20 protein-coding genes are annotated in these 14,771 nt (G+C 64.9%); 7 read left to right on the plus strand and 13 right to left on the minus strand.

Features of this window, described 5'->3' with window-relative positions:
• The first annotated feature begins 9 nt into the window (after window positions 1-9).
• Together KK137_RS02515 and KK137_RS02520 are read left to right on the plus strand one after the other, a co-directional pair.
• A complete protein-coding gene (locus KK137_RS02515; protein WP_214534472.1) occupies window positions 10-816 on the plus strand; it encodes a flagellin N-terminal helical domain-containing protein in 807 nt (268 codons plus the stop codon).
• A gap of 205 nt (window positions 817-1,021) precedes the next feature.
• On the plus strand, window positions 1,022-2,551 hold the full coding sequence (locus tag KK137_RS02520; protein ID WP_214534473.1) for a DUF1254 domain-containing protein: 1,530 nt from the start codon (window positions 1,022-1,024) through the stop codon (window positions 2,549-2,551).
• 6 nt (window positions 2,552-2,557) lie between these two features.
• Here the strand turns inward: KK137_RS02520 and KK137_RS02525 are convergent, their stop codons facing one another.
• From KK137_RS02525 to flgB, 13 genes are read right to left on the minus strand one after another with little or no spacing between them, the layout of a single operon-like run.
• A complete protein-coding gene (locus KK137_RS02525) occupies window positions 2,558-3,385 on the minus strand; it encodes a flagellar motor protein MotB (protein ID WP_214534474.1) in 828 nt (275 codons plus the stop codon).
• A 1-nt stretch (window position 3,386) separates the two neighbouring features.
• Window positions 3,387-4,250, minus strand: coding sequence for a flagellar motor stator protein MotA (motA, locus tag KK137_RS02530; protein ID WP_214534475.1), 864 nt, complete (start codon window positions 4,248-4,250; stop codon window positions 3,387-3,389).
• A gap of 24 nt (window positions 4,251-4,274) precedes the next feature.
• Complete coding sequence (locus tag KK137_RS02535; protein WP_214534476.1) at window positions 4,275-5,186, minus strand: flagellin N-terminal helical domain-containing protein; 912 nt, start codon at window positions 5,184-5,186, stop codon at window positions 4,275-4,277.
• A 4-nt stretch (window positions 5,187-5,190) separates the two neighbouring features.
• Complete coding sequence (gene flgK / locus KK137_RS02540) at window positions 5,191-6,525, minus strand: flagellar hook-associated protein FlgK (RefSeq protein WP_214534477.1); 1,335 nt, start codon at window positions 6,523-6,525, stop codon at window positions 5,191-5,193.
• 3 nt (window positions 6,526-6,528) lie between these two features.
• Window positions 6,529-6,819, minus strand: coding sequence for a rod-binding protein (locus KK137_RS02545; RefSeq protein WP_214534478.1), 291 nt, complete (start codon window positions 6,817-6,819; stop codon window positions 6,529-6,531).
• Window positions 6,816-7,925, minus strand: coding sequence for a flagellar basal body P-ring protein FlgI (locus tag KK137_RS02550; RefSeq protein WP_214534479.1), 1,110 nt, complete (start codon window positions 7,923-7,925; stop codon window positions 6,816-6,818). The genes KK137_RS02545 and KK137_RS02550 overlap by 4 nt, the downstream gene beginning before the upstream one ends.
• 9 nt (window positions 7,926-7,934) lie before the next feature.
• Window positions 7,935-8,591: a flagellar basal body L-ring protein FlgH gene (locus tag KK137_RS02555; RefSeq protein WP_214534480.1), complete on the minus strand. Its 657-nt coding sequence runs from the start codon at window positions 8,589-8,591 to the stop codon at window positions 7,935-7,937.
• Window positions 8,592-8,599: 8 nt separating this feature from the next.
• Window positions 8,600-9,388: a flagellar basal-body rod protein FlgG gene (gene flgG, locus KK137_RS02560; protein WP_214534481.1), complete on the minus strand. Its 789-nt coding sequence runs from the start codon at window positions 9,386-9,388 to the stop codon at window positions 8,600-8,602.
• Window positions 9,389-9,405: 17 nt separating this feature from the next.
• Window positions 9,406-10,146 (minus strand): flagellar basal body rod protein FlgF, encoded by a 741-nt coding sequence (locus KK137_RS02565; RefSeq protein ID WP_214534482.1) that lies wholly within the window; start codon window positions 10,144-10,146, stop codon window positions 9,406-9,408.
• Window positions 10,147-10,150: 4 nt separating this feature from the next.
• Window positions 10,151-10,960, minus strand: a complete 810-nt coding sequence (locus KK137_RS02570; RefSeq protein WP_214534483.1) for a flagellar hook-basal body complex protein — start codon at window positions 10,958-10,960, stop codon at window positions 10,151-10,153.
• A 4-nt stretch (window positions 10,961-10,964) separates the two neighbouring features.
• The gene (locus KK137_RS02575; protein ID WP_214534484.1) at window positions 10,965-11,246 is read right to left on the minus strand and encodes a flagellar hook assembly protein FlgD; all 282 of its coding nucleotides are present in this window, start codon (window positions 11,244-11,246) and stop codon (window positions 10,965-10,967) included.
• Window positions 11,243-11,647: a flagellar basal body rod protein FlgC gene (gene flgC / locus KK137_RS02580; RefSeq protein ID WP_214535910.1), complete on the minus strand. Its 405-nt coding sequence runs from the start codon at window positions 11,645-11,647 to the stop codon at window positions 11,243-11,245. Before flgC ends, KK137_RS02575 begins: the two co-directional genes overlap by 4 nt.
• Window positions 11,648-11,649: 2 nt before the next feature.
• Window positions 11,650-11,997 carry a flagellar basal body rod protein FlgB gene (flgB, locus tag KK137_RS02585; protein WP_214534485.1) on the minus strand — a complete coding sequence of 116 codons (348 nt, stop codon included), beginning with the start codon at window positions 11,995-11,997 and terminating at the stop codon, window positions 11,650-11,652.
• A gap of 213 nt (window positions 11,998-12,210) precedes the next feature.
• Here flgB and KK137_RS02590 point away from each other — a divergent pair, with 213 nt between their 5' ends.
• The 5 genes from KK137_RS02590 to KK137_RS02610 all read left to right on the plus strand — a co-directional run bounded on the left by KK137_RS02590 (window position 12,211) and on the right by KK137_RS02610 (window position 14,721).
• Entirely contained in the window at window positions 12,211-12,867 is a 657-nt protein-coding gene (locus KK137_RS02590) for a MotA/TolQ/ExbB proton channel family protein (protein ID WP_214534486.1), read from the plus strand.
• On the plus strand, window positions 12,864-13,289 hold the full coding sequence (locus KK137_RS02595) for a hypothetical protein (protein WP_214534487.1): 426 nt from the start codon (window positions 12,864-12,866) through the stop codon (window positions 13,287-13,289). The genes KK137_RS02590 and KK137_RS02595 overlap by 4 nt, the downstream gene beginning before the upstream one ends.
• 242 nt (window positions 13,290-13,531) lie before the next feature.
• Window positions 13,532-14,005, plus strand: a complete 474-nt coding sequence (locus tag KK137_RS02600; protein ID WP_214534488.1) for a flagella basal body P-ring formation protein FlgA — start codon at window positions 13,532-13,534, stop codon at window positions 14,003-14,005.
• A 162-nt stretch (window positions 14,006-14,167) separates the two neighbouring features.
• Complete coding sequence (locus KK137_RS02605) at window positions 14,168-14,389, plus strand: flagellar biosynthesis anti-sigma factor FlgM (RefSeq protein WP_338027945.1); 222 nt, start codon at window positions 14,168-14,170, stop codon at window positions 14,387-14,389.
• Window positions 14,386-14,721, plus strand: a complete 336-nt coding sequence (locus KK137_RS02610; RefSeq protein ID WP_250893555.1) for a hypothetical protein — start codon at window positions 14,386-14,388, stop codon at window positions 14,719-14,721. The genes KK137_RS02605 and KK137_RS02610 overlap by 4 nt, the downstream gene beginning before the upstream one ends.
• Window positions 14,722-14,771: the final 50 nt, after the last annotated feature.

The raw sequence follows: 14,771 nt of genomic DNA on the forward strand, positions 1-14,771 counted from the left end.
AGCTTTCAAATGTCCGTTATCAACAGCAACACCAGCGCGCTGCGCGCCGCTTCCGCGTCGAACAAGGCCGACAAGGCCCTCGGCACCGCCATGGAGCGTCTGTCGACCGGCAAGCGCATCAACAGCGCCAAGGACGACGCTGCCGGCCTCGCCATCAGCAACTCGATGACCTCGCAGGTTCGCGGCATGAACCAGGCGATCCGCAACTCGAACGACGGCATCTCGCTGGCGCAGACCGCTGAAGGCGCTCTGCAGGAAGTCACCAACATGCTGCAGCGCGTTCGTGAACTCGCCGTCCAGTCGGCTTCGGGCATCTACAACGACGCCACCGACCGCGCTTACATGAACAAGGAAGTCACCGAGCTCAGCTCGCAGATCACCAGCATTCTGGCCGACACCGAGTTCAACGGCGTCAAGGTTCTCGCGGCTGGCGCCGGCGACACCTTCGACATCCAGACCGGTTCGAACAACGGCGACACCGTCACCCTGACGGTCGATGCCATCACGGTCGGCACGCTCGACGTTTCGACGGCTGCCCTGTCGAACACCACGCTCGACAACGTCGACGACGCTCTCGACGACGTTAACGGCGCCCGCGCTACGCTCGGTGCTGGTCAGAGCCGCCTTGAATCGGTGGTCAACAACCTGACCAACAACGTCAACAACCTGTCGGACGCTCGTTCGCGGATCGAAGACACCGACTACTCGGCTGAAACCACCGCGCTCGCCAAGGCCCAGATTCTGAGCCAGGCCTCGACCGCGATGCTGTCGCAGGCGAACCAGAGCCAGCAGAACGTTCTGTCGCTGCTGCGCTAATAGTACCGGACTTCACAGTCCCTAGCCGGGCCCGGCGCTCCTCGCGAGCGCCGGGCTTTTCTTGTTCTCGGGTCAGGAAAGACCCGGTTGCAGCATGCACTTCCGCTTGGGTGATTGCAGCGGCGGGAATCCGGGTTTGTGCCCATGGCAGGGGCAGCCTCGCGCTCTAGCATTCTTCGAATATCGAGGAGGCACGGAGACGAACATGACCGGCACCGACACTCTTGCGCGCCCCGCAACGGCGAGAGCCGATGGCGAGCTTCCCTACCCTGTCCGCCAGTTCACACCGGCCCATGCCGATCTCAAGAACGGCGCTGGCGTGCCGGCAAGCCTTGCCAGCGAACACTATGTCGAGGCGCTGGCGCGGGTCGTCTATGTCTGGGGGCACCCGCTCGTTAACACGGTCGGACGGACCAGCACCTGGGAACTAATGGAAGGTCACGGGCCGGGCATGGCGATGGGTCTCTTCCCCGGCTGCCCGAAGAACTGGATGGGCTATGTCGACGACTATCTTCCTGCCCAGCAGCGAAAGGTGGTCACGCCCAACAACGACACCATTTATGGCGCGTGCTTTGCCGACCTGGGTGAGGAACCGGTCGTCATCCAGACACCGCAGGACGTGCCGGAAGGACATTACTGGACGATCCAGATCGTCGATGCATTTACCACCGTAACCCACCAACTCGGCTCCGCGTCGCGTACGCCCGCCGGCAAATTCCTGTGGGTCGGCCCCGAATGGCATGGCGAGACGCCGCAGGGCTTCGTCGAGGTATTGCGCTCTCCGACCAACATCGGCGTCGCTATGGCTCGAAGCTTCGCCTCGCGAACGCCAGAGGGGAAGGCCCGGGCACGAGCAGTGCTCAATCAGATGGGGGCACTCCCGCTGAGTGCGGACAAACCCGGGCGGCACCAGTTCGATTGCGAAGCCAGCGCCCGCAACAAGGTCTATCCTGAAGGACTGAACGCTGCGATCCTGGCGGCCGACCCTGATCTGTTGCGCAACCGGCCCGTGCATGGTGAGACCTTTTGGGATGACCTGGAAAGGGCCCTCGATGCCAATCCCCTGGTTGGACCCGATGACGCGCCCATGGCGGCGCAAGCGCGGACGCTGATCGACCTTCGCAAGGCCGATCAGCGATGGAAGGCGCTGCTCGATCGCGCGGCGCTCACCGCGGATGCCGAGCTATACGAAGGCGCGCGCTACGATCAGGTTGGGGTCGACGCCGGCAACGGCTGGCAGCGGCAGGAAAATGGGGGCGCCTGGAAGACCGATTGGTATGGCCGGGCGCTCGCAGCGGTGATCTATATCTACGTCAATGATTACCACGAGGCGATCTACTTCATCCGTGGCACCGACGCGAAGGGTGAGCTGCTGCAGGGCCGCTATCGCTACACGATGCGCTTCGAAAAGGACCAACTGCCGCCGGTAGACCGCACTACGGGCGGTTTCTGGTCACTCACCATGTACGACCGCGACTACTTCATGACGCCGAGCAGCCCCAACGCGCGGCACAACATCGGCACGGTCAACCTCGACGCCGACGAACTGAAATTCGGCGAGGACGGCTCGCTGACGCTAGTGCTCTCGCGGGATGAGCCCGAGGATGCAGAAGGCAAGGCCAACTGGTTGCCCGCGCCTGACGATCAGTTCGCGCTCCTTCTGCGCACTTACGTCCCCACCGAACCGCTCCTCAACGGCAGCTACAAGCTGCCAGAGGTGAAACGGTCCGGCTGAAAGTCCTCAGTTCGTCAGCAGGATCGACATGCGCCGGTTGCGCGGATCCTGGGGCTTGTCCTTGATCAGCAGCTCGCGGTCCGCGACGCCTTCGATGCGGAAGAAGCGGCCCTCGGCGATGCCCTCGCGAAGGAGAGCCTGGCGGGTAGCCTCGGCGCGGCCGGCGGAAAGCGACCAGTTGTTAGCCTTCACCCCGCTGCGCCACGGAAGTGCGTCGGTATGGCCGCGGATCGTGACCTTGCCGTTCTCGGGCGCCACCGTGTCGGCGATCGCGGCGAGCAGGTCGCGGGCGTCCGTCGTCAGCACGGTGGTGCCGAGCGTGAACATGGAGAAGTCGGCATCGTCGACCAGGTCGATCCGCACGCCTTCGGTGGTGTCCACCATGCGCACCTGCTGCATCAGCTTGCGTAGGCGCTCGTTCTCGGCAACCCGCTGCATCAAACGCTGCTGCATGCGGGATATCTGGCTCGCCCCCTCGCGCTGCCCGCCAGAGGCGTCGCGCGGGATGGTGATGGCGCTCTTGCCGGTCTGCGAGGCGCGATGCGGATAGTTGTCCGGATCGGTCAGCGAAGCGCCGCCGAGCAGTCCGTAAGAACCCGCGCTTTGTTCCTTCAGCTTGACCAGCGTTGGAGCGAAATAGTCGGCCAGCCCCTTGCGCTGGTCCTCGGTGGTCGAGCCCAGCAGCCAGAGCAGCAGGAAGAAGGCCATCATGGCGGTCACGAAGTCCGCATAAGCGACCTTCCAGGCACCGCCGTGGTGTCCGCTCGCCGCGACGATGATCTTCTTGACGATGATCGGGCGCGGAGGTTCGTTCTTGCCCTTGGCCTGGGCCATGTCAGCGACCCCGCAGACTGTCGAGCAGTTCGGTCAGGCGCGGTCTTACCGATTCACCCAGGCTCGATCGTGCGCTCTCCACCACCAGCGGCTGCGGATGGCCGTGGAGGCTGGCGATGATCACCTGCTTGACCACGTGGAAGATCTGTTCGTCCTGGTCGAGGACCTGCTTGAGCCGCGAGGCCATGGGGCCGACGATACCATAGGCGAGCAAAACGCCGAGGAAGGTGCCGACCAACGCCGAGCCGATCATGCCGCCCAGAACGGATGGCGGCTCGTCGATCGAACCCATGGTCTTCACCACGCCGAGCACCGCGGCGACGATGCCGAGCGCGGGCAGGGCGTCAGCCAGGCCCTGCAAAGCGTGCTGCGGTTCCTGCAATTCGTGGAAGTGCGTCTTCATGGCGTTGTCCATGACTTCCTCGACTGCATAGGCGTCGAGCGAGCCCGATGAGACGACGAGAAGAGTCAGCGGATCGCAGATCAGGTCGATCAGCGGCTTGTTGGCGAGCAAGTTGGGGAACTCTGCAAAGATCGGCGAATTCTCCGGCTCCTGCACGTGGGCCTCCAGCGCCAGCGGCCCTTCGGCGCGAAGCAGGCGCATGAGCTTGGTCGTCAGTGCGATCGCGTCGATGTGATCCTGCTTGTTATGGCGCGGCCCCTTGAAGACCTTCTTGAAGGATCCGCCGATGGCCTTGAGCTCATGCAGCGAGTTGCCCGTGACCAGGGCCGCGACACCTGCGCCCCCGATGATGAGCATCTCGTGGGGGATCGCATGCATGACCGGGCCGAGAGCACCGCCCGTGATGGCGAAGCCGCCAAACACCATTACGATCAGGAGGACGATCCCGATTACCGCGTACATCTCTAAAAGTCCCCTTGATACCGGTCAGCGGATTAAGTTGAAAAGCGAAAGGCCGGAGAGTTTGACGAAGCTCGCCTGGCTGGCCTCGAGCACGGTGAGAGTTTCCTGCAGGTGCACCATGGCGGTCGCTGGATCGACGCTGCCGATGTCGGACTTTTCCTGGGTCACCTGGTCGCCGACTGCCTGGCGGCGGGTGTCCATCATGTCGATCCAACCCATGCGCGCACCGGTGATGGTCTGCGCGGTGGTGACCTTGTCGAACGAGCTGTCGAGCCCGTCGAGCGAGGCTTGCGCCACCGCCACGGAATCGACCGCCGGGTCCTGCAACGCGGCGGAGAGATTGCCGAGCAGGGCAAACAGATCGGTCGTGGTGCCGCCTTGGTCGAAGTTCAGAACCTCCGGTCCGGTGAAGGAGGGCGTCACCTGCTGGCCTTCGCCGATGTCGATCGCGCCCGTCGCGGCCGTGCCGGCATAAGTGATGGTGGTCCCGCTGAGGGTGTAGGCCGCTCCGCCGGTCTGGCCGCCGAACAGCGCGTGGCCCGACGCGTTGCGGCTGTTGGCCACCGACAGCAGGCTTTCGCGCAGCGTGTCGAGTTCGGCGCTGAGCAGTGCGCGCTGTTCCGGCCCCTGGGCTTCGTTAGCCGCCGAAAGGGCAAGCTCCTTGGCGCGAGTGATGATGTTGACCATCGTGCTGAGTGCGGTGTCGGCCAGTTTCAGATCGCTCAGCGCCGCGTCGGAGTTGCGCTGGTCGACGGCCGCGAGACGTTCGCGACGGTCGAGAATGCGTAGCCGGGCGGCGGCGACCGGATCGTCGGACGAGCGGGTCAGTCGATCGCCGGTGCTGATCTGGTCCTGCAGCTTGTTGGCCTGTTCGCGCAGGCTGCCCAACTGCTGGGTCGACCGTTCGAAGTACGACGCGGTGCTAAGGTTGATCATGGTTTCAGCCAATTCCGATCAAGGTGTCGAAGATGTCGGTTGCGACCTGCATCGCGCGTCCGGAAGCCTGGAAGGCCTGCTGGAAGCGGATCAGATTGGCCGCCTCCTGGTCGAGATCCACGCCGGACTGCTGCAGCAGGGTGGCGCGAGCCGACGAGGCGATCGTGGTCAGCGCCTCGCTGGTGACTTGCCGGCCCGAGACCCGGCTCGAAATGTCGAACAACAGGCTGTTCATGCGATCCGCTGCGCCACCGGTTTCCAGCGCACTGCTGAGCGCGGTCAGGTTCGAAGCGTCGCGGCTGCCAGCGGCGGCTCCGGCGGGAGCTGTGGCTATCGCCCGGCCGTCGGTCGTCGCCAGGGCGATTGTGGCGGCGGTCGTGCCGGTGAACAGAGGGGTGCCCGTCGCGCCGTCTAGATCGACGCCCGCGGCTTGCGCGGCGTTTACGGTATCGGCGACGCTCGCGGCGAGCGTGTCGAGCTTGCCGCGCACATTGGCCACTTCCTGCAGCGCCAGCGCATGGCCTGACAGCGAGCCGCCCGAAACGCTGACGGCGGTTCCGCCGACATCGAAGGAGATGGTTCCATCGGCTGCGGTGGTCATCGCGAGCGGTGATGTGTTGTTCCCGCTCACCAGGGCTGGGCCGGTAGGTCCGCCGAGGTTGACCGTCACCGTGCCGTCGGCCGCAAAAGTCGTGTTGATGTTGGCGATGCCGCTCAGCTTCTCGAGCATCAGGTCGCGCTGGTCGAGCAGGCTCGACTGGTCACTGCTACCGGCACCGGCGCGCGCGAGGCGCTGGTTGATCCGCGCGAGCTCCCCCGCGAGGACGTTGGCCTGATCGACCTCGGCCGAGGCATCGAACTGCTCGCCCTGCGTGACGGCGTTGAGCCCGTTGGCGGCGATGTTGAACTTGCCGGCGAGCGCGTCAGCTGCTGCGAGCGTCGCCGCGCGAAGCGAGGGATCCACCGGATCCTGGCCAAGCTGTTTGAGCGCGCTCTCGAGCTCGACGATCGCCGTATAGACATCCGCCTGTTCGACCGCGCTTTCGATGTCCTTGAGGCCGTTAAGCTCGGTCGAGGCCCGCGTCGCATCGCTGTTGGTGCGCCGCACCTCGGCCTGGCGGAATGCATCGGCGTTGCGGTTGACGCCTGCGACACGGACGCCCGAGAGCGATATGTCGTTGGTGCGGAACCCGCTGGCGCCCGCCACCTCTTCCATCTGCGCGGTACGGCGGATGTAGCCTTCGGTGGAAGCATTGGCGATGTTCTGCGCCGTAACGTCGAGCGCGCTTCGCGCGGCCCGGGTGCCGCTGGCGGCAATGGTAAGAAGATCGGATGCCATGGGTTAGCCTTTCGCCCCCAGGTGTTGTGCGAGTTGCTTTTCGATGCTGGCCGCAAAGCCGAGCGTGCCGGTCTGGCTGGCGATGTCCGCGAACTGGGAGTCGCGCATCTCCTGGAAGGTCTCTTCGCCGGCGCTGCCGAACAGCTCGTCACCGCCGAAGCCGGCGCTGCGCGCGGCGGACAACATCTGGCGGACGAAGATCGCTTCGAACTGCTGCGCCACTTCCTTCAGGCGAGCGTGGTCGGAACCGGCGGTCGACATCGGGGATGCGCCGAGCTGGACGGGCAGGGTCATATCACCACCATTTCGGCTTTGAGCGATCCGGCCTGCTTGAGCGCTTCCAGGATCGCGACCAGGTCGGCTGGGCTGACGCCGAGCATGTTGAGAGCGTCGACAACCTGCGCTAGCGAAGCGCCCGGCTGGACCAGGGTGACCCTGTTGCCCTGTTGTTCGATGTCGATCGCGCTGCTTTCCTCGACCGCGGTCTGGCCGCGGCTGAAGGGTTCGGGCTGGACAACTCTCTGGTCCTCATCGATCCGGACCACCAGGCTGCCGTGGCTGATTGCCGCGGGAGAAAGGCGTACGGCGTTGGAGATCACCACCGTGCCGGTCCGGCTGTTGATGATGACGCGCGCGGCGGTCTCGGCCGGGTTGATCTCGATCATCTCGATGGCGGCCATCATGCCGGCCCGCTCGTCGGGGTTAAGCGGGAGTCGAAGGGCGAGGGTGACCCCGTCCTCGACTACGGCCGTTCCTGGATAGCGGGCGTTAATCGCGTCGCGGACTCGTGAGGCGGTCAGGAAATCAGCGGTGGCGAGGTTCCAGCGCAGCGCTTCGGATGTATCGAAGCCCGTAGCCACTGCGCGTTCGACGCTGGCGCCGTCGGCAATGCGGCCGACGGTGGGAATGTTGACCGTCAGCTTCGAGCCGTCGCGGCCCGAAACCCCGAGACCGCCTACGGCCAGATTGCCCTGGGCCATGGCGTAGATCTCTCCATCGGCGCCGTAGAGGGGGGTCATGATGAGCGCCCCGCCGCGAAGGCTCTTGGCCTTGCCGATGGCCGAGACGGTGATGTCGATCCGCTGGCCGGGTTTGGCGAAGGCTGGAAGCTCGGCCGTAATCATGACCGCCGCGGCGTTCTTCAGCGCCGGGTTCACACCCGGCGGCAGCTGCAGGCCGAACCGGCCGGAAACGCCGCGCATGGCCTGCGTCAGATAGGCGAAGTTGTCATCGCCCGAACCGTCCAGGCCGACGACGATGCCGTAGCCGGTCAGCTGGTTCGAACGAACCGACTGGAACGTCCCGAGGTCGCGGACGCGTTCTGCGGCGGCCGGGGCTGCGCTGAGTGCGAGAGCAGCGGCCAGTGCGGCCGTCGCGGCGAGGATGAGCTTGCGGATCATGGCCTCACCTCAGAACGGAGTTACGGTGTTGAAGAAGCGCGACAGCCAGCCTTCGCGGCTCGCGCGCTGGACAGCGCCCTTACCGGCATAAGTGATCTGCGCGTCGGCAACGCGTTGCGAAGCGATGCGGTTGTCCTGGTCGATGTCGGCAAGGCGGATGATGCCGGCCAGCTGGACCCATTCTTCGCCCTGGCTGAACTGCATGACCTTTTCGCCTTTCACCAGAGCGGTTCCGTTCGGGCGAACTTCGGCGATCGTGACCGTCAGATCGCCCCTGAGCGAACTGGTCTGCGAAGCGTCCCCGCCTCCATTGAACGACGAAGAACCGCCAGAATTAAGGACATTAGGGTTGAAAGCGAACGGACCGGCCGTGGGCGGCGTCAGCGAAATGCTGCCGTCGCGCGACTGCGTGGAGTCGGCCGATTTGGAGGTCGTGGTCCTCTCCATCAGCACCACGGTGACAAGGTCGCCGACCCGGTGCGCGCGCTGTCCGAAGTGGAGCGGGGCGTAGCCGGCAGAAGCGTTGAAGATGGCTCCGTTCGCCTGGGCCGGAGCCGCGACGGGTGGGGGCGGGAGCGTGGCGGTAAATCCCGCCGGACGCTGGTCCGCCGCACAGCCGGCCAACATGACCAGGCAGAGCGCGGATATCGGAAGCTTGCGGATCATCTTGGGCCTCACAGTGTCTGGTTGGCGTTGCGCAGCATCTCGTCGACCGAGGAGATCATCTTTGAGTTGATCTCGTAGGCGCGCTGGCATTCGATCATGCCGACGAGCTCTTCGACGATGTTGACGTTCGAGGCTTCGAGCATGCCCTGGCGGATATTGCCCCGGCCGAGTTCCCCGCCCGGAGCGAGCTGGGCCGCGCCGCTGCCGGCGGTTTCGACCAGGAAGTTGTCGCCGATGGCCTGGAGGCCCGCGGCGTTGGTGAAGCTCGCGACCTGGATCTGACCGAGTTCGGCCGGTTCGGCTTCACCGGGAAGAACGGCGGAGACGATGCCGTCGGGCGAAACCGTGATCGAGCCCGCGCCTTCTGGAACTGTGATCGCCGGCTGCAGGACGTAGCCCTGCTGGGTCACAACCTGGCCTTCGGAGGACAGGGCGAAGTTGCCGGCACGGGTATAGCCCATCTGGCCGCCGGGCATTTCGACCTGGAAGTAGCCGTCACCATCGAGCGCGAGGTCGAGGGCGTTGTTGGTGGTCTGCATCGCACCCTGGGTGACGATCTGACTGGTCGACTGGACCGAGACGCCGGTGCCAAGGTTAAGGCCCGTCGCGTATGCCGTTTCGCCGGAGGAACGCTGACCGGCGGTGCGGGCGTCCTGGTAGGCGAGGGTCGCGAAGTTGGCACGATCCTTCTTGAAGCCGGTCGTGCCGACGTTGGCGAGGTTGTTGGCGATGACGCGCATCCGCACGTCCTGCGCTTCGAGTCCGGTACGGGCGACCTGGAGAGCTGAAATGGGCATGGTCTGGTTCCTTTTGCTCAGCTCATCCGCAGCAGTTGTGAACCGCCTTCATCGACCTCGCGGGCCGTGACGATCAGTTTGCTGCGCATGGCATAGAGACGCTGGGCATCGATCATGTCGACCAGCACCTCGGTGGATTTGACGTTGGATTGCTCGAGGCTGCCGGTCTTGACCGTGGCCTCTGCATCCTGAGGCAGAACACCGCCCCCTTCGACGCGGAACAGGCCGTCGAGGCCTTTCGCGATGGGACTGCCCTGCCAGGAGGCCAGCTTGATCCGCCCCACCTCCTGCGGCGGCGCGTCGGGCGCGGCCGGGTCGGCGACCATGATCGTGCCGTCAGGCGAGATCGAAGGGTTGGTGCCGAGGGGAACGGTAATGGGACCGGCGTCACCAAGCACCGGATTGCCTTCTCCGTTGACGAGGAGGCCACCTGCCGTGATCGACAGGTCGCCCCTCCGGGTATAGGCCTCCGAGCCATCGGTTGCCTGCACCGCCATCAGTGCTTCGCCGTCGATCGAGAGATCGAGCCCGCGCCCGGTCTCGACGATCTCGCCACCCGACATGTCTGCCGAGCGCACCAGGGCTTCCTGCAGGGAGCGCGCTTCGAGCCCGTCTCCCTTCAGGGTCATCGGCCGCTGGTCCATGATTTCGGCCCGGAAGCCGATCGTCTGCGCGTTCGCCATGTTGCTGGCGATAACGCGCTGGCGATTCATCGAGGACTGCATGCCGGAGAGGGCGGTGTAGATCAGCCGGTCCATGATCTTACGTCCGCAGGTTCATGATCGCCTGCGAGATCTGGGTCGCAGTGTCGATCGCCTTGGCGTTCGCCTGGAAGTTACGCTGGGCGGTAATCAGGCCGACGAGCTCTTCGGCGATGTCGACGTTCGAACGCTCGAGCGCGCCCGACATGAGGCTGCCGTAAGCGCCCTGGTTCGGCAGGCCGAAGGTGGCGGCGCCGGAGATGCCGGTCGATTCCCAGTTCGACGAACCGACCTGCTTGAGGCCGGTCGGGGAAACGAAGCGGGCGAGGGCGACGGTGCCGATGTTGGTCTGGCTGCCGTCGGCATAAGTCGCGACGACCAGGCCGTTGTCGGTCACCGATACGCCGGCATACTCTGCGCCTGCGCCGTTGAAGGGCGGGATCTGCGCATCGATCGGGGTCATGCTGGTGACGGTGCCGGTGGCGTCCGTCGGGAAGACCTGCAGCCGGTTGTCCGAACCGTCGTTGATGAAGCCCGCGCCGTCGGTGTCGAAGGCGCCGTTGCGGGTGTAAAGGGTCGAGCCATCGGGCGCGCGCATGGCGAAGAAGCCGTCACCCGAGATAGCAATGTCGAGTGCCGAACCGGTCTGCTCGATCGGGCCGAGCGAGAAATTCTGAGTGATCGCTTCGACGCGGGCGCCAAGGCCCTGGGCCAAGCGCGGGTTGGACGATGCCGAGTTCACGACGATGTCGGCGAACTGGGTGTTGCCCTTCTTGAAGCCGTTCGTTTCGGCGTTAGCGATGTTGTGGGCGATGACACCCAGGTCGGTCTGGGCGTTCTTGAGGCCGTTGAGCGAAGTGTAGAAGGACATCGGATTAGGCTCCCGTTGATTGGGCGGTTTGCGCAGCGGCGAGGGCGTCGAGCTTCGCCGAGATCTGTTCGAGGTTGGAGTTCACGTCGTTGATGCCGGCTAGCGAGGAGAACTGGGCCATCTGCGCCAGCATCTCCTTGTTATCGACCGGATCGAACGGATCCTGCTGTTGCACCTGTACGGTCAGCAGGCGCAGAAAATCGGTCTGGTCGAGCGACGAGTAACCCCGCCCGGTCGTGCTGGTGGCGGCGTTCGCCCCAGTCGAGTTGACTTGCGATACGGTCATTTCATCCTCATCGTTTCGAGCATCAGTTGCTTGGCGGTGGAGAGAGCGTCGACGACGTTCCGATATTGGCGGGACGCCTCCATCATCTCGACCATCTCCGAGTTCTCATCGACCGGAGAGGCCCAGACATCGCCGTTCTCGTCGGCCAGCGGGTGATTGGGATCGTGCGTCTTGGTCGGCGTGACATCGGCGCGGTAGACGCCGTCGACGCGCACGGTGCTGAGGCCGGTCGCCTGGTCCAGCTGTTCGGCGAACACCGGACGGAGCGGGCGGTAGGCTTCGGCCTCGCTGCCCGCCACGCTGCCCGCGTTGGCTAGGTTGGAAGCGGCGGTGTTCATACGCACGAGCTGCGCCGACATGGCGCGCTGGGCGACGTCGAACAGGGTCATCTGGCCCGGCATCGTCATTCGCCCTTGATCGCGCGGGTGACGGTTTCGATCCGCCCGCGCAAGAAGCCGAGAGTCGCCGAGTAGGCGACGGCGTTTTCGGCGAAGGCCGTCTGTTCGACCGACATCTCCACCGTGTTGCCATCAAGGCTGGGCATCACCGGCACGCGATACTGCACGGCCGATTCAGCGGCCGCGTCGGCCTCGGTTCCGCCCATGCGCGCTTCGAGCGCCTTGGCGAAGTCGATGTCGCGCGCCTTGTACCCGGGGGTCGCGGCATTCGCGATGTTGGAGCCGAGCATTCCCAGGCGTTGAGCGCGTACTTCCAGCGCTGCGCCGTGAACACCGAACAATCCCTCGCTCATCATAGTCTCCACGTTCGTTCGCCCTCGGCATTCGTCGCCACGGACGTTCGTTCGCAATGTCTTGAGCAAGGGCCGTGCCAAATGCCTTCGAGGAGCAGTCTCACCGGAGGCAGGGCGGGGGTGGCGGCAAGGGTTTGCCGCAAACCGGCAAAGTTCGGCCACACCCTGAAAGCAGCGATTTCCCGCCGTTCTTTCGGGTGAGGAGATCTCGTGATGGAAGGCAGTCATTTTTTCGATCCCGTAGCGGCGGTGCTCGTTTTCGGCGGGACGATCGTCGCCACGGTCATGCGCTGCGGTTGGGGCGATGCCCGCGCTGCGCTTCGCGAGTTCGGGCTCCTGTTCGGCCGGGGCTTTGACGCGAACAGGGCGAAGTCCGAATTGGCCATACAGGTGCAGGACATCGAGGCCCAAGGCTTCCTCGGAGCGGAGCCGCGCCATTTTGGCGATGGCGAATTCGACGAGGTGACCGACGAACTGATCCGCACCCGCTCGATAAAGACCATTCACAGCAGCCATGAAGCCCATCGCGCCAAGCGCATGGATGCGGCCCAGAGGGCTACGACGTTCTTTGCCGCGGCGGCGGATCTTGGTCCGGTCCTGGGGCTGGCGGGCACGCTAATCTCGCTCGGGGGGCTGTCATCCTTCGCCGCCGCGACGGGCAATTTCGCCGAGTCGATCGGAATGGCCGTGGCGACGACGCTCTACGGCCTGGTCGCCGCGAACTTCATATTTGCGCCGCTTGCCGCGGTCGTCGACCGGAAGGCGCAGGCCGAAGATAAGGCGCGCGAGCAAATGATCGACTGGCTTGCCTCGGCGATAGAGGCCTCGCTCCGCCGCCATCCCGAGGCGGCGGCAAGGGAGGCCGCATGATCCCGAAGATGTCCGTCGGCTGGCAGACCACCATGGCCGACCTGGCGCTGATCCTGTTCATCGTCACCGCAGCCGGGATCAGCTCGGAAATCCAGAAGCGCCAGGCGCCAGTCCTGCCGGTGTCGGGTGAGCCGCTTGCGATCTACAGCGACGCCGAGGGGGCGCCGCCGCTATCCCAATGGCTGGCCGAGCAGGCGCCCGACCAGCGCCAGCAGCTCTCCCTGGTCGTCCGCTACGAGGCGGGGCATGCTCCTGAGGCGGCGGCGAAAGCGATCGAGATGGCTCGTGCGGCCGGTCCAGCGGGACAATCCGCTCGCATTATTCTGGAGCAGGGGCCGAAAGCCGAAGCTCTTGCCGTGCTCGCTTTCGACCAGGGTGAAGAGAAGATGGCACAAACCTTGCAGCAGGATCGGCAGAACTGATCCGTTGCAAGGGATTTACTAGTATGCGTGCGAAACCGGGCTCTATCGCCAAGCAGCGAGCTTTCCTTCGCAATCTTTCGAATTGCGACGCCCTGGAGAGGCGGCAGTCGCCCAAGGCGGCTGACGGAGGAGCCTGCGGTACGCCGCCCGAGCCTCCGCCCTCCGCTTCGCGTGCGATCCCCCTGCCGTTGAGGCGTCGCCTCACAGGAAGGGTTCTGATTGCCGCCGCAACGCTTTCGGCAATGTCCGCTCCTGCCCTGGCGGCAGGGGTTACCGACCTTTCCGCCATCGACCGCGCCGTTGCCGATTTCACCGGTGCGGCCATCGGTACGCCAGGGGGTGCCCGGCTACCGGTAGACCGCCGCTTGCGCCTGGCCGAATGCGCGCCGGGAATGGCGCTCGAATGGTATGGCAGGACCCGCAACACCGTGATCGTGCAATGCCCCGAGCCGGGCGGTTGGCGGGTGTTCGTCCCGCTTGTCGACGGCGGCAACGCATCGGCTTCCGCCGTTGCCGCAGGACCCGATGTGGTCAGCCGCGGCTCGCGCGTGACCATCAGCGTCAAGGGTTCGGGTTTCACGCTTTCCCGTCAAGGAGAGGCGCTGGAAGCCGGTGCCGTGGGCGAATGGATCCGCGTGCAACCGCTCGACCGCAAGGGTGATCCGCTGCGCGCACAGGTCCTGCGTCCCGGCATTGTCGGCATGGAATTGCCGTAACCCGGCAAATTTTGCCCGGCCTCGTGAAGGCGGGGCCTTAAAATAAGTTGGTTGCCGCCGTCTTAGTCATTGTCCAGACGACGGAGCGGCACAATGAGACCGATCGAAACATCAGGGCTGAGCGGGATAACTCCCCGCATAACGGGAGCGGGGGCCACCCCCGTGAACGCGGTTGCGCGTGTGCGGCCCGTCGAATCCCGCGAACAGGAAGGGCTCGGCGAAGTGGCTCTTTCCGCAGCTTCCGCCGGCGAGTCCGCGCCCGTCGATATCGATCGCGTCGAGCAAATCCGCCAGGCGATCGAGGAAGGTCACTATCCCATCGTGCCGATGAAAGTCGCTGACGCGATGATCGCCGCCGGCATCCTTCTCAGGACCAAACCATGAGCAACCCGGCCCTTCGCGAAAGTCTGCGGCAAATGTTTGCCCTACTCGAGGCAGAACGGCAGGCCCTTGCCGCCATCGACCTCGAACGTATCGTTACCTGTGCCGACGGCAAGATGACCCTGTGCGACGCCATCGAGGGCCGCGGCGCGGAGCTTGATGAGGAAAGCCGGGGGATTCTCGACTCCGTCCTTCGCCTTAACGACGTAAACCGGAAGCTGCGCAACCTGATCGCCGCCAACGTGCAATCGCGCCTTACGGCCTTGAGCGGCGGAAACTCGGTATACGAGGCTCGCCGCACTCCCCGGCAAAGGGAAATTCCCGCCCGCGCCTAGTTTGGCACGGATCATGCTGAACCCGGATCGAGTTTTCCGATCCGGGGGTA

It is taken from the genome of Croceibacterium selenioxidans (assembly GCF_018599195.1).
In the GTDB taxonomy this organism is placed as follows: Bacteria; Pseudomonadota; Alphaproteobacteria; order Sphingomonadales; family Sphingomonadaceae; genus Croceibacterium_A; species Croceibacterium_A selenioxidans.

Bases quoted from the DNA above. Each gene is read 5' to 3' on its own strand.
- KK137_RS02575 (WP_214534484.1), bottom strand. From the start codon at position 11,246: ATGACCGTATCGCAAGTCAACTCGACTGGGGCGAACGCCGCCACCAGC.
- KK137_RS02520 (WP_214534473.1), top strand. From the start codon at position 1,022: ATGACCGGCACCGACACTCTTGCGCGCCCCGCAACGGCGAGAGCCGAT.
- KK137_RS02610 (WP_250893555.1), top strand. From the start codon at position 14,386: ATGAGCAACCCGGCCCTTCGCGAAAGTCTGCGGCAAATGTTTGCCCTA.
- KK137_RS02565 (WP_214534482.1), bottom strand. From the start codon at position 10,146: ATGGACCGGCTGATCTACACCGCCCTCTCCGGCATGCAGTCCTCGATG.
- KK137_RS02600 (WP_214534488.1), top strand. From the start codon at position 13,532: ATGTCCGCTCCTGCCCTGGCGGCAGGGGTTACCGACCTTTCCGCCATC.
- KK137_RS02535 (WP_214534476.1), bottom strand. From the start codon at position 5,186: ATGATCAACCTTAGCACCGCGTCGTACTTCGAACGGTCGACCCAGCAG.
- KK137_RS02550 (WP_214534479.1), bottom strand. From the start codon at position 7,925: ATGATCCGCAAGCTCATCCTCGCCGCGACGGCCGCACTGGCCGCTGCT.
- motA (WP_214534475.1), bottom strand. From the start codon at position 4,250: ATGTACGCGGTAATCGGGATCGTCCTCCTGATCGTAATGGTGTTTGGC.
- KK137_RS02595 (WP_214534487.1), top strand. From the start codon at position 12,864: ATGATCCCGAAGATGTCCGTCGGCTGGCAGACCACCATGGCCGACCTG.
- KK137_RS02545 (WP_214534478.1), bottom strand. From the start codon at position 6,819: ATGACCCTGCCCGTCCAGCTCGGCGCATCCCCGATGTCGACCGCCGGT.
- flgK (WP_214534477.1), bottom strand. From the start codon at position 6,525: ATGGCATCCGATCTTCTTACCATTGCCGCCAGCGGCACCCGGGCCGCG.
- flgB (WP_214534485.1), bottom strand. From the start codon at position 11,997: ATGAGCGAGGGATTGTTCGGTGTTCACGGCGCAGCGCTGGAAGTACGC.
- flgG (WP_214534481.1), bottom strand. From the start codon at position 9,388: ATGCCCATTTCAGCTCTCCAGGTCGCCCGTACCGGACTCGAAGCGCAG.
- KK137_RS02590 (WP_214534486.1), top strand. From the start codon at position 12,211: ATGGAAGGCAGTCATTTTTTCGATCCCGTAGCGGCGGTGCTCGTTTTC.
- flgC (WP_214535910.1), bottom strand. From the start codon at position 11,647: ATGCCGGGCCAGATGACCCTGTTCGACGTCGCCCAGCGCGCCATGTCG.
- KK137_RS02570 (WP_214534483.1), bottom strand. From the start codon at position 10,960: ATGTCCTTCTACACTTCGCTCAACGGCCTCAAGAACGCCCAGACCGAC.
- KK137_RS02515 (WP_214534472.1), top strand. From the start codon at position 10: ATGTCCGTTATCAACAGCAACACCAGCGCGCTGCGCGCCGCTTCCGCG.
- KK137_RS02525 (WP_214534474.1), bottom strand. From the start codon at position 3,385: ATGGCCCAGGCCAAGGGCAAGAACGAACCTCCGCGCCCGATCATCGTC.
- KK137_RS02555 (WP_214534480.1), bottom strand. From the start codon at position 8,591: ATGATCCGCAAGCTTCCGATATCCGCGCTCTGCCTGGTCATGTTGGCC.